12 protein-coding genes are annotated in these 12,773 nt (G+C 64.0%); 4 read left to right on the plus strand and 8 right to left on the minus strand.

Annotated features, from left to right (window positions below):
- Window positions 1–114: 114 nt before the first annotated feature.
- The 4 genes from rpoD to LDB29_RS04645 form a co-directional block, all read right to left on the minus strand.
- Window positions 115–2,148 carry an RNA polymerase sigma factor RpoD gene (gene rpoD / locus LDB29_RS04630; RefSeq protein WP_257556334.1) on the minus strand — a complete coding sequence of 678 codons (2,034 nt, stop codon included), beginning with the start codon at window positions 2,146–2,148 and terminating at the stop codon, window positions 115–117.
- A 45-nt stretch (window positions 2,149–2,193) separates the two neighbouring features.
- Window positions 2,194–4,095 carry a DNA primase gene (gene dnaG, locus LDB29_RS04635; protein WP_193666784.1) on the minus strand — a complete coding sequence of 634 codons (1,902 nt, stop codon included), beginning with the start codon at window positions 4,093–4,095 and terminating at the stop codon, window positions 2,194–2,196.
- Entirely contained in the window at window positions 4,092–4,451 is a 360-nt protein-coding gene (locus LDB29_RS04640) for a GIY-YIG nuclease family protein (protein WP_306303084.1), read from the minus strand. Before LDB29_RS04640 ends, dnaG begins: the two co-directional genes overlap by 4 nt.
- Window positions 4,452–4,520: 69 nt before the next feature.
- Window positions 4,521–4,973, minus strand: a complete 453-nt coding sequence (locus tag LDB29_RS04645; protein ID WP_025549052.1) for a GatB/YqeY domain-containing protein — start codon at window positions 4,971–4,973, stop codon at window positions 4,521–4,523.
- Between the two features lie 153 nt (window positions 4,974–5,126).
- On the opposite strand from LDB29_RS04645, the gene carA reads away from it, so the two are divergent.
- The 4 genes from carA to LDB29_RS04665 all read left to right on the plus strand — a co-directional run bounded on the left by carA (window position 5,127) and on the right by LDB29_RS04665 (window position 11,115).
- Window positions 5,127–6,299, plus strand: coding sequence for a glutamine-hydrolyzing carbamoyl-phosphate synthase small subunit (carA, locus tag LDB29_RS04650; RefSeq protein WP_099185815.1), 1,173 nt, complete (start codon window positions 5,127–5,129; stop codon window positions 6,297–6,299).
- Between the two features lie 255 nt (window positions 6,300–6,554).
- On the plus strand, window positions 6,555–9,890 hold the full coding sequence (carB, locus tag LDB29_RS04655; RefSeq protein WP_099185814.1) for a carbamoyl-phosphate synthase large subunit: 3,336 nt from the start codon (window positions 6,555–6,557) through the stop codon (window positions 9,888–9,890).
- Window positions 9,891–9,971: 81 nt separating this feature from the next.
- Window positions 9,972–10,448, plus strand: a complete 477-nt coding sequence (gene greA / locus LDB29_RS04660; RefSeq protein WP_025549056.1) for a transcription elongation factor GreA — start codon at window positions 9,972–9,974, stop codon at window positions 10,446–10,448.
- A gap of 28 nt (window positions 10,449–10,476) precedes the next feature.
- Window positions 10,477–11,115 carry a rhomboid family intramembrane serine protease gene (locus LDB29_RS04665; RefSeq protein WP_037482410.1) on the plus strand — a complete coding sequence of 213 codons (639 nt, stop codon included), beginning with the start codon at window positions 10,477–10,479 and terminating at the stop codon, window positions 11,113–11,115.
- A gap of 19 nt (window positions 11,116–11,134) precedes the next feature.
- On the opposite strand, the gene LDB29_RS04670 is transcribed toward LDB29_RS04665, so the two are convergent.
- From LDB29_RS04670 to LDB29_RS04685, 4 genes are all read right to left on the minus strand, one after another.
- A complete protein-coding gene (locus tag LDB29_RS04670; protein ID WP_025549059.1) occupies window positions 11,135–11,356 on the minus strand; it encodes a DUF4170 domain-containing protein in 222 nt (73 codons plus the stop codon).
- Window positions 11,357–11,461: 105 nt separating this feature from the next.
- Complete coding sequence (locus tag LDB29_RS04675) at window positions 11,462–12,049, minus strand: DUF883 family protein (RefSeq protein WP_099185813.1); 588 nt, start codon at window positions 12,047–12,049, stop codon at window positions 11,462–11,464.
- Window positions 12,042–12,365, minus strand: a complete 324-nt coding sequence (locus tag LDB29_RS04680; protein WP_025549060.1) for a hypothetical protein — start codon at window positions 12,363–12,365, stop codon at window positions 12,042–12,044. The genes LDB29_RS04675 and LDB29_RS04680 overlap by 8 nt, the downstream gene beginning before the upstream one ends.
- Window positions 12,362–12,676, minus strand: coding sequence for a phage holin family protein (locus LDB29_RS04685; protein ID WP_099185812.1), 315 nt, complete (start codon window positions 12,674–12,676; stop codon window positions 12,362–12,364). The genes LDB29_RS04680 and LDB29_RS04685 overlap by 4 nt, the downstream gene beginning before the upstream one ends.
- Window positions 12,677–12,773 lie beyond the last annotated feature (97 nt).

A 12,773-nucleotide genomic window follows, 5' to 3' on the forward strand; every position in this document is an offset into this window, starting at 1 on the left:
AGTTTACGCCAGTAAAAAAGGGCGGCCCGAAGCCGCCCTTTTGGATCATTCCGCCGCGTTGCCGCCTCGGTCTGCCGAGGCGCCGCGTTGCCGCCTCGGTCTGCCGAGGCGCCGCTATTGGTCGAGGAAGCTGCGCATCTTGCGGCTGCGGCTGGGGTGCTTGAGCTTGCGCAGCGCCTTCGCCTCGATCTGGCGGATTCGTTCGCGGGTCACGCTGAACTGCTGGCCGACCTCCTCCAGCGTATGGTCGGTGTTCATGCCGATGCCGAAGCGCATGCGCAGCACGCGCTCCTCACGCGGGGTCAGCGAGGCAAGCACGCGGGTGACGGTTTCCTTGAGGTTCGCCTGGATCGCGGCGTCCACCGGTATGATCGCATTCTTGTCCTCGATGAAATCGCCCAGATGCGAATCCTCCTCGTCGCCGATCGGCGTTTCGAGGGAGATCGGCTCCTTGGCGATCTTCATCACCTTGCGCACCTTCTCCAGCGGCATGGACAGCCGCTCGGCCATCTCCTCCGGAGTCGGTTCGCGGCCCTGCTCGTGCAGGAACTGGCGGCTGGTACGGACCAGCTTGTTGATCGTCTCGATCATGTGGACCGGGATGCGGATGGTCCGCGCCTGATCCGCGATGGAGCGAGTGATCGCCTGCCTGATCCACCAGGTCGCGTAGGTGCTGAACTTGTAGCCGCGCCGATATTCGAACTTGTCGACCGCCTTCATCAGGCCGATATTGCCTTCCTGAATAAGATCAAGGAATTGCAGGCCGCGGTTCGTATATTTTTTAGCGATGGAGATGACGAGGCGCAGGTTCGCCTCGACCATTTCCTTCTTCGCGATGCGCGCCTCGCGCTCGCCCTTCTGCACCATGTTGACGATGCGGCGGAATTCGGACAGCGACATGCCGGTCGCCTGCGCGATCTCGCTCACCTCAAGGCGGATGCGCTCGACCGCGCGCCCCTCGGCTGCGGCGAAGGCGGCCCATTTCTTGTCCAGACCGGACACCTTGTCGAGCCAGCCATCGTCCAGCTCATGATTGACATAGCGGTCGAGGAAATCCTTGCGGCTCACCTTGTGCCGTTCGGCCAGGCGCAGCATCTGCCCGCCCAGCGCGGTCAGGCGCCGGTTATAGGCGTAAAGCTGGTCGACCAGATATTCGATCTTCTGCTGGTGGAACTGGACGCTTTCGACCTCGGCGGTGAGCTGCTCGCGCAGTTCCTGATAGTCGTCCTCCGCCTTCTGGCTCAGCGTCTCGCCATTGGCCATGGCGGCCATGCGCGATTCCTGCGCCTTGGAGAAGGTGCGGAAAATCTCCGTGATGGTCGCGAATTTCTCCAGCGCCATCGGCTTCAGCGTCTCTTCCATCTGGGCGAGGGAGAGGGTGTTGTCCTCCTCTTCCTCCTCCTCCATCCGGCGGGCGCGCCGCTCCGTCAGGCCGTCCTCATCCTCGTCGGAATCGGCTGATTCCTCCTCCGGTTCCTCCTCTTCCTTGAAGCTGGGTCCGGCGGTCTTCTCGCTGATCTCGCCATCGTCGTCCTCGGCGCCTTCCTCCAGATTTTCCGGAGCGGGATCCTTGGACAGCATCGCGTCGAGATCCAGGATCTCGCGCAGCTGCATCTCGCCATTGTTGAGCGCGGTCGACCATTCGATGATCGCGTTGAAGGTGGTCGGGCTTTCGCACAGCCCCAGGATCATCGTGTCGCGGCCCGCCTCGATCCGCTTGGCGATGGCGATCTCGCCCTCGCGGCTGAGCAGTTCCACGGCCCCCATCTCGCGCAGGTACATGCGCACGGGGTCGTCGGTGCGGTCGACCGTTTCCTTCTTCTTCTCGGTAACGGGACGCGGCGAGCCATCGTCGTCGGCGCTGTCGTCGTCGCCGTCGTCGCGCTGATCCTCGCCGTCCTCGCTGGCTTCCTCATTCTCGACGATGTTCACGCCCATTTCGTTGAGCGCGGACATGATGTCCTCGATCTGCTCGGAGGACATCTGGTCCTGCGGCAGCGCGTCGTTCAGCTCGTCATAGGTGATGTAGCCGCGCTTCTTGGCGCGGGCGATCAGCTTCTTGACCGACGCCTCGTTCAGATCCAGCAGCGGTGCATCGCCGGTATCCGTATCCTCGCCCGCACCCTTGCTGTTCGCCTTGCTCGCCATTTATTCGCCTTAATTCCGCCGCCCCCGTGAAAGGGACGATCCATATCATATAATATCTTCGGACTGCGCCAGTTCCGCCAGGCGGCGATCATGATCCAGCTTCAACTTGCGGACCCTTTGCTGTTCAGCAAAGCTGTCCTCGTTGAGGTCGTCTCTCGCCCGCCGGGTGGCTTCAGCCAACGCCGCCTCCAGCTCCGGTCCCTGCGCCATCACCCGAATGGCCTCGTTCAGATCGCGCCGCACGCGATCCGAGTCGGCCTTGCTTCCATGGGGGGTGAATGTGAACGTGTCGGCCCGAAGCATTCCCTTCGCCATATTATACACTTCACCTTGCCCCAATATGGTAAGGAGGCCACCGGTTTCAACTGTTTCTTTGCTGAACGAGGCCGCGATCATCGCGTTCAGCAGTTCCGCCAGCACGGTGTCGGCGATGCGAAGCCCGATAAGCATCTCGCGATGCAGCGCAATCTGATCGGGATGCCGAAGCAGGCTGGCGAGGACGGCGCGCAAAAGCCGCTGCTCCATGCCGCTTGCGCCGATCGCCCTTGCCTCGCTTCCTGCGGGGGGCAGGGGGGGCTTCCAATTGCCGCGCCGGTCGCGCTGCCAGCCGGAGCGGGCGCTGCCCCCGCCGCGCTGATGACGGGGCTGGAAGGCCGCCCGCGCGAAGAACAGCGCGTCATAGCGTTCCCGAAAGGCGTGGACATAATGCGCCCGCACGTCGGGATGGGCGATGGCGTCGGTGATCGCGGACAGGCGCTGCTTGAGCGCGGCGCGCTGCTCCGGCGTATCCAGCGGCGCGGCAGCCTGTTCATATTTCCAAAGGCGCTCGACCAGCGGTTCGGCGGCGCCCAGCACCGCTTCCATCGCCGCAGGCCCCTCCGCGCGGATGAGGTCGTCCGGGTCCTGCCCGGCCGGCAGAGTCGCAAAGGCCAGGCTCATGCCCGGTCGGAGCAGGGGCAGGGCCCGGGTCGCTGCACGGATCGCGGCCTTCTGCCCCGCCGAATCGCCGTCGAAACAGAGGATCGGCACATCGGCCATCTTCCACAGGCGCTCGATCTGATGTTCCGTAAGCGCCGTGCCCAGGGGCGCCACCGATTCTTCAAAGCCGGCCTGGGCGAGGGCGATCACGTCCATATAGCCCTCCACGACGATGATCCGGCCCGTCTGCCGGCTGGCGGGGGAGGCCCGGTCGATATTGTAGAGCGTCCGCCCCTTGTCGAAGAGCGGCGTGTCGGGGGAGTTCAGATATTTGGGTTCGCCCGCGCCCAATATGCGCCCGCCAAAAGCGATCACCCGGCCTCTGATGTCCCGGATCGGCAACATCAGCCGGCCCCGGAAGCGATCATAGCTGTCGCGCTTTCTGGCATTTCCGCTATCCGGCTCGGCGCCATCCGGGTCGATGAGCAATCCCGCCTCGATCAGCAGCGGTTCGCCAAATTCCTTGAGGGCTGTCTTGAGCCGCCCCCGCCCGTCAGGCGAGAAGCCGAAGCCGAAGGTCCTGGCCGTTCCCGCGGCGATGCCGCGCTGCTGGAGATAGGCTCTCGCCTCCGCGCCTTCAATTCCGCCAAGCTGCTCCTCGAAAAAGCCCTGCGCGGCGGCCATGACGTCATGCAGGCCCCTGGCCTGTTCCGCCCGTTTCGCCGCGCGCGGATCGGGCGCGGGAACGTCCATGCCCGCCGCCTGCGCCAGTTCCTTCACCGCTTCCATGAAGGGAAGGCCGCGATGATCGGTCATCCACCGGATTGCGTCGCCATGCGCGCCGCAGCCGAAGCAGTGATAGAAGCCCTTTTCGTCGTTTATCGTGAAGCTGGGCGTCTTCTCATTATGGAAGGGGCAGCAGGCCTTATATTCGCGGCCTGCCTTCTGCACCTTCACCGTCCGCCCGATCAGGGTGGAAAGAGAGGTGCGCGCGCGCAATTCGTCGAGGAAGGCCGGGGATAGGCTCATGCCCAGCTCAAATCCGCACGCCTGAACGCATCGGCCAGAACTCCGTTCGTTTCGAGCGAAGCCGAGAAACGCTCGCGCGGCGGCCGGGCGAGCAGGGAAACAAAGGACCAATTGCCCGCGATCATTGCCTCCTTTTTGGCATGCGACCAGCCGCCGACGATCCGTTCCGCTTCCAAGGCTTCAATTCGGGAAGAAAAGGCTTCGCTCCAGACCAGCATGAGCGGCAAGCGCCTGCGTGTGAATTGGCTGCCCTGTCCTGCCCGATGCCGTCCAATCCTATGGTGGAGGTCATCGGTGCGACCCGTATGATAGCGCCCATCCGAGCATCGCAGCATATAGGTCCAGAACGCCATCATGCGATTATGCCGGAACGTCCATCAATGTCGAGGGCGCGCCGGATGCAGGAAGATTGCGAAGATGTTGCCTCAGGAAAGCGCCGCCTTCACCAGCCCGCTGGCCTTGCTCATGTCGATCACCGATCCGTGCCGTTCCTTCAGCACGGCCATGACCTTGCCCATGTCCTTGACGCTCGCCGCGCCCACTTCCGCCTTGATCGCCTCTATGGCGGCCTTCGTCTCGTCCTCGCTGAGCTGTTGCGGCAGGAAGCTGTCGATCACGTCCAGTTCGGCCTGTTCCTTCGCGGCCAGTTCGTCGCGGCCGCCGCTCCTGAACATGTCGATGGATTCGCGGCGCTGCTTCGCCATCTTCTGGAGCACCTCGACCACGACCGTGTCGTCATCCGGCACGCTGGACGCGGTGCGCAGTTCTATGTCGCGATCCTTCAGCTTCGCCAGGATCAGGCGCACGGCGGCCAGCCGATCCTTCTCTCCCGCCTTCATGGCGGCGATTTGGGCGCTTTTGATCTCGTCGCGAATCATGCGAATGAATCCTGTCTCTTCCGGAAAGGTCCAGATATAACGCCAAAAGAGATTTTTAACAGGAGTTGACCCCGCGGCCTCTCGCGCATAGGTGACCGGCCGTTTAACCCGCTTCAGACGGGTTCCCGCAAAAGCATAAAGGACGATACGACCATGGCTGACGCCAAAACCCTCATTGTGCCCAAAGGAGCGACAGGGGTGTTGGTTTTCGCCGATGGCTCCGCCGTCTTCGGTCGCGGCTTCGGCGCTGTCGGCGATGCGGTGGGCGAACTGTGCTTCAACACGGCCATGACCGGCTATCAGGAAGTGATGACCGACCCCAGCTATGCGGGGCAGATCGTCACCTTCACCTTCCCGCATATCGGCAATGTCGGCACGAACCTGGACGATGTGGAGGCGGAGCTGCCCCACGCGCTGGGCTGCGTCGTGCGGCAGGACGTGACGGAACCCAGCAACTTCCGCAATGTCGAGCCCTTCGATCAGTGGATGAAGGAAAATGGCCGCATTGGCCTTGCCGGCGTCGACACCCGCGCGCTGACCAGGCTGATCCGGGTCAAGGGCGCGCCCAATGTCGTGATCGCGCACGATCCGGAGGGGCGGTTTGACATCGAGGCGCTGGCCGCCAGGGCTGCGGCCTGGCCGGGTCTGGAGGGCATGGACCTTGCCATCGAAGTCTCCGCCAAGGAAAGCCGCCTCTGGAAGGACGGCGTGTGGAAGCTGGGTTTCGGCTACGGCCTCGATGAAGCCGGTGAAGAGCGGCCCCATGTCGTCGCGATCGATTATGGCGCGAAGAACAATATCTTCCGCAATCTGGTGAAGGCCGGCGCCCGCGTCACCGTGCTGCCCGCCACCGCCAGCTATGAGCAGGTGATGGAGCATAATCCCGACGGCGTGTTCCTTTCCAACGGCCCCGGCGACCCCGCCGCGACCGGCGAATATGCCGTGCCGGTGATCCGGAAGCTGCTGGACGCGGACAAGCCGGTCTTCGGCATCTGCCTTGGCCACCAGATGCTGGCGCTGGCGGCGGGCGCTAAGACCGTCAAGATGCATCAGGGCCATCGCGGCGCCAACCATCCGGTCAAGCGCCTGTCCGACGGTCTGGTCGAGATCACGTCGATGAACCACGGCTTCGCGGTCGACGCCGATACGCTGCCCGCCAATGTGAAGCCGACCCATGTGTCGCTCTTCGACGGCAGCAATTGCGGCATCGAACTGACGGATAAGAAGGCTTTCTCGGTCCAGTACCACCCAGAAGCCTCGCCCGGCCCGCAGGACAGCTTCTATCTGTTCGAGCGGTTCGTTGAGGGTCTGGGGCAGAGTTCCTGATATGTCATCTCACACTATCGTAGCATCTACGAAGCATGAGGATCTGACCGTTCACACCACCCATGCCGTTGCGACCAATACAGATCCCGAGGACGGAGATTGGTGGTGGAAGGAGTTGGGTGAAGCCGACTTCGATCAGTCTCCGGCCCCGTTTCATGGGCCGTTCTCATCAGAGGAAGAGGCCGTTGCTGATGCAGAGCGGCATTTTCAAGGCGAACATGCCGCAAACTGCGGTTGCATAATGAGTGAGCAATAATGCCCAAACGCACCGACATCTCCTCCATCCTCATCATCGGCGCTGGTCCGATCATCATCGGCCAGGCTTGCGAGTTCGACTATTCGGGCACGCAGGCGGTGAAGGCGCTCAAGGAAGAGGGCTATCGCATCATCCTGGTGAATTCCAACCCGGCCACCATCATGACCGATCCGGAATTCGCCGACGCGACCTATGTCGAGCCGATCACGCCCGAAATCGTGGCGAAGATCATCGAGAAGGAACGCCCCGACGCGGTGTTGCCGACCATGGGCGGGCAGACGGCGCTCAACACGGCGCTCGCTCTCTTCAATGACGGCACGCTGGAGAAGTTCGGCGTCAAGATGATCGGCGCGGATGCGGTCGCCATCGACAAGGCGGAGGACCGCCTGAAATTCCGCGACGCGATGGACAAGATCGGGCTGGAATCCGCCCGCTCACGCATCGCACATACTATGGAAGAAGCGCTGGAAGCCCTTGAATTCACTGGGCTTCCTTCGATCATCCGCCCCAGTTTCACGCTCGGCGGCACTGGCGGCGGCGTTGCCTATAACAAGGACGAGTTCAAGCAGATCGTGGCCGCGGGCCTTGACGCGTCGCCCACCACCGAGGTGCTGATCGAGGAATCGCTGCTCGGCTGGAAGGAATATGAGATGGAGGTCGTCCGGGACCGGAACGACAATGCCATCATCATCTGCTCGATCGAGAATGTCGATCCGATGGGGGTCCATACCGGGGATTCCATCACCGTCGCGCCCGCGCTGACGCTGACCGACAAGGAATATCAGATCATGCGCAACGCGAGCATCGCGGTGCTGCGTGAAATCGGCGTGGAAACAGGCGGTTCGAACGTACAGTTCGCAGTCAATCCGAAGGACGGCCGTCTGATCGTCATCGAAATGAACCCGCGGGTTTCCCGCTCGTCCGCGTTGGCTTCCAAGGCGACGGGCTTCCCCATCGCGAAGGTCGCGGCGAAGCTCGCCGTCGGCTACACGCTGGATGAGATCGAGAACGACATCACCGGCGCCACCCCCGCGTCGTTCGAGCCGACCATCGACTATGTCGTGACCAAGATCCCGCGCTTCGCCTTCGAGAAGTTCAAGGGCAGCGAACCGCTGCTCGGTACCGCGATGAAGTCGGTGGGCGAGGTGATGGCGATCGGCCGCAACATCCATGAATCGATGCAGAAGGCGCTGCGGGGCCTGGAAACCGGACTTTGCGGCTTCAATGAGGTCGACCATCTCGTCGGCGCGCCCAAGGACGACATCATCGCCGCGCTCGCCCAGCCCACGCCCGACCGCCTGCTGGTCGCCGCGCAGGCCCTGCGCGAGGGCCTCACCGTCGCTGAAATCCACAATATCGCGAAGTTCGACCCCTGGTTCCTGGAGCGGATCAAGGAGATCATCGACGCCGAAGCGGAAATTCTGAACAACGGCCTGCCGCAGGATGCTGACGGCATGCGCCGGCTGAAGTCGATGGGCTTTTCCGACAAGCGCCTTGCCTATCTTGCGCTCAAATCGGCCAATCTGCGCGGCATGGAACGGGGCATCGCGCGCGGGTCGGGCCTGATCCACGAAGCGGTCAAGGCCATGACCGGCGGCGTCACGGAGGATGAGGTCCGCGCGCTGCGCCACAGGCTGGGCGTGCGCCCCGTGTTCAAGCGCATCGACACCTGCGCCGCCGAGTTCGAGGCGAAGACGCCCTATATGTACTCGACCTACGAAGCGCCGATCTTCGGCGATGCGGAGAATGAGGCGCAGCCCAGCGACAGGAAGAAGGTCGTGATCCTGGGCGGCGGTCCCAACCGCATCGGGCAGGGCATCGAGTTCGACTATTGCTGCGTCCATGCCTGCTTCGCGCTGGCGGAGGCGGGTTATGAGACGATCATGGTCAACTGCAACCCGGAAACGGTGTCGACCGACTATGACACGTCGGACCGTCTCTATTTCGAGCCGCTGACGGCGGAGGACGTGCTGGAAATCCTGAGCGTCGAGATGTCGAACGGAACGCTGGCCGGCGTGATCGTCCAGTTCGGTGGGCAGACGCCGCTCAAGCTGGCGCAGGCGCTGGAAAATGCGGGCGTGCCGATCCTGGGCACGTCGCCCGACGCCATCGACCTGGCGGAGGACCGCGAGCGGTTCGCCGCGCTGATCGACAGGCTGAAACTGAAGCAGCCCGCCAACGGCATCGCGCGCAGCCGCGAGGAGGCGATCGCCGTCGCCAACCGCATCGGCTATCCGGTGCTGATGCGCCCGTCTTATGTCCTTGGCGGCCGCGCCATGGAGATCGTCGACGGTCAGGCGCAGCTGGAGGAATATATCGCCACCGCCGTTCAGGTGTCGGGCGACTCCCCGGTGCTGATCGACCAGTATCTGCGCGACGCGGTCGAGGTGGATGTGGACGCGCTCTGCGACGGCGACGATGTGGTGGTCGCCGGCGTGCTCCAGCATATCGAGGAGGCGGGCGTCCATTCCGGCGACTCCGCCTGCTCGCTGCCGCCCTACAGCCTGTCGGACGACATCATCGCGGAGATCGAGCGTCAGGCCGATGTCCTCGCCCGCGCGCTGTCGGTCTGCGGGCTCATGAACATCCAGTTCGCGGTCAAGGACGGCGTCGTCTATCTGATCGAGGTCAATCCCCGCGCCAGCCGGACGGTGCCCTTCGTCGCCAAGGCCATCGGCACGCCGATCGCCAAGATCGCCAGCCGCGTCATGGCGGGCGAGAAGCTCAAGGATCTGCCGAAGATCGACCGGAACGCCATCGACCATATCGCGGTCAAGGAAGCCGTCTTCCCCTTCGCCCGCTTCCCCGGCGTCGATCCGGTGCTCTCGCCGGAAATGAAGAGCACCGGCGAAGTCATGGGCATCGACAGCGATTTCGCCACGGCCTTCGCCAAGGCGCAGCTGGGCGCGGGGACCATCCTGCCCAAGGGCGGCACGGTGTTCGTGTCGGTCAAGGACAGCGACAAGCCGGTGATCCTGCCCGCCGTGCAGAAGATGGCGGCGCTGGGCTTCGCCATCATCGCCACGGGCGGCACGGCCCGCTATCTGGAGGAGCAGGGCATCGCCGTCCAGCCGGTCAACAAGGTGGCCGAAGGGCGCCCGCATATCGTCGACAGGATCACCGACGGGGACGTCGACCTGATCTTCAACACGACGGAGGGCTGGCAGTCGCTCAAGGACAGCAAGGCGATCCGCACCAGCGCGCTGCGCGCCAAGGTCGCCAGCTTCACCACGGCGGCGGCCAGCGTCGCGGCGGCGAATGCGATCGAGGCTCTTCGGGGGCATGCCCTTGAAGTGCGTTCGCTCCAGTCCTATTATCCTGTGTCGCAAGCCTGATCCCCTGCACAAGGAAGCACGCTGCGGGTGGCCCCAAGGTCGGGGCCGCCAAAGGGAAGTTTTGACGAAGGATTTGCAAGAATGGCGACCGTCGAGAAGATGCCGATGCTGCAGATGGGCTATGACAAGCTCAACGAGCAGCTCCGCGAGTTGAAGGCCGAGCGGCCGTTGATCGTGGACGCCATCGAAGAAGCCCGCGCGCACGGCGATCTGTCGGAAAATGCCGAATATCACGCCGCCAAGGAGCGTCAGGGCCAGGTTGAAGCCACCATTGCCGATCTGGAAGACAAGCTGTCGCGTGCCCAGATCATCGATCCCAGGACGCTTTCGGGCGACAAGGTCGTGTTCGGCGCGACCGTCACCCTGCTCGATGAGGACGACAAGCCGGTCAAGTACCAGATCGTGGGGCAGGCCGAAGCTGACGCCAAGCTTGGCATGATCAGCTATAACAGCCCCCTGGGCCGCGCGCTGATCGGGCGCCAGATCGGCGAGGAGGTCGAGGTGTCGGTGCCATCGGGCGACAAATTCTACCTGGTCGACAAGATCGATTTCATCTGATCCATCCGTGAAACTGCCTGCCGGTCGCATGACGAACGGGATTGCGGCGATCACCTTCGTCGCCTTCCTGCTGCTTTACCTGACGGGGCAGGTCGATAATGCCGCGATCATGGCCGGCTTCATCCCCGCACGGGTGGAGGATGGCGCCCTGCTGGCCGGCATGGCGGCCGTTCCGGTGTGGCTGACGCCGATCAGTTGCACGCTGGTCCATGCCAACTGGCTGCATGTCGGCTTCAACCTGTTCATGTTCGTCTTCTGCGGGCGACAGGTGGAGCATGTGCTGGACAAGGGCGCGACGCTGCTGCTCTACATTGCCGGAGCCTATGGCGCGACGGCGCTGCAATGGGCGATCGATCCGCATTCCACCAATCCCATGGTCGGCGCCAGCGGGGCCATATCGGCGGTCATCGCGACCTATGCGCTGCTCTACAGCCAGCAGAAGGTCCGGCGGGTTGGACCGGTGTCGGCCAATCTGGTTCGTCTGCTCTGGCTGGCGGCAAGCTGGATCGTGCTTCAGCTCATGATCGGTTTCGCCACGGCGCAGGGATTGGGCGACCTGGGGCAGATTGCTGTTGCCGCGCATATCGGCGGCTTTCTGGTGGGGCTGGTGCTGACGCGCCCTTTGCTGCGCTGGCGTTTCCGCAAACGTCCCCAGCCCCTTTCCTGACGCCCGGCTTTCCTGCTCTTCAGCCGCTGGGCAGATCGGGTTCCAGCAGCCGGTGCAGGTGCACGATCACATAGCGCATCTCCGCATCGTCGACCGTCCGCTGAGCAGCGCCGCGCCAGGCATTTTCTGCACTGCTGTAATCGGGATAGACGCCGACCAGCTCGATCGAACTCAGATCTTCGAATTCCAGCGTTTGAGGATTTTTGACGCGACCGCCCATTACAAGGTGCAGCTTGCTCATGGTATCTTATGTTCTCCTGCTCGGTGAACCCATAGCGTAGCAGGCCGCCCGCACCCGTCCAAGGGGGCAGGCGGCCGGATCAGCATGCTTTTGGCGGCAGCGCGATTACGTTTTTGGCAATCGGGCCTTCACCGCTTCGCTCAGCGCGTCGACCTTCGCGGCGACCAGCGCAGCCACATCGTCGGCAAGGCGGGACGCCTTTGCACCGAGGTCGGCGGACGCCACGCTGTCGCGTGCCGATGCCGCCGCTTCCCTCGTCCCCTCGGCCGCATTGTGCAGCGCCTCGCCAGCGTTCGACCGCAGGCTTTCCGCATTTTCCGCCGCCACGGCCCTGGCGGCGAGCGCCGCTTCCAGCACCTTGGCGCCCGCACTGCTGGCAAGGCCGGGCAGGGCCTTCATGGCCGCGCGGCTCTTGGGGAACATCCATGCGATGACGGCTCCGGCCGCGACGGCGCCTGCGACGGCGGCGATGGGGTGTTCCTGAACGATTTCATTGGCGCGGGCCGCGATCCGTTGCGACCGGTCGCGCGCGTCCGCATAGGCATCGCCCGCCTTTTCACGGCTCGTCTGGATCAGGTCGCCGGCGCTTTCCCTCGCGCGATCCGCCGTATCGCGGAACTTGCCGGACGCGGTCCCGGCAATGTCGTTCGCGGCTTCACGGGCGCGGGTGATTTGCGTGCGGATGTCAGCCATCGTCAGTCTCCGAAATCTCTTCTGTGCGGTTGCTTATCCGAACGTATATCTGCCGGAAAAGTGCCCCGAGCGGACGGCGCAGCAAATAGAGCGCGAGCGCGCCCGTTGCCGCGGCCGTGGCGGCCGGCCGTTGCTGGACCTTGGCAGCCGCATAGGCGGCGCCGTCCATCAGCGTTTCCGTTGCCTTGTCCTTCGCGTCCTGCTTGAGCCGGGCGGGGGTGAGGCGCGCCCTGGCGGCGAGGGCGCTGGAGATGAGCGCGGCCTTGCGCGCATCCGCCCGCGCCACCGCATCGCGATAGGCTTCTTCGCGCTTCATGGCTTCACCGCCTTCTTCATCCGGTCGATGCGGCCCTTCGCGACCAGCAGCAGCAGCAGCGCGATGACCAGCGCGCCGCCGAATACCGCGCCCGTCGCCCAGCCGGGCCCGACAAGCGGCGACAACGCCAAGATGATGCCCACCAGCCCGGCGACGATCGCCGCGAAGGCAAGCATGATGCCCGCCGTCGCGAAGATCAGCGCATCGCGGACCCCCGCGCCGACGATGCCGGCGCGCAGCTTCTGCCGTTCGACTTCCGCTTCCGCATAGGCCCGCCCGTCGCTGTACAGGCGTGTGAAGACGTCCCGCACGGACTCTTCCTGTGCCTCGGTCTGCAGGGGCTCTTGAGTCAATATATCCTCCGCCCCGCGCCGGGGCCCTGTCGTCCGTCAATGGGCAAGGACGCGA

Source organism: Sphingobium sp. CFD-2 (assembly GCF_024611135.1).
In the GTDB taxonomy this organism is placed as follows: domain Bacteria; phylum Pseudomonadota; class Alphaproteobacteria; order Sphingomonadales; family Sphingomonadaceae; genus Sphingobium; species Sphingobium fuliginis.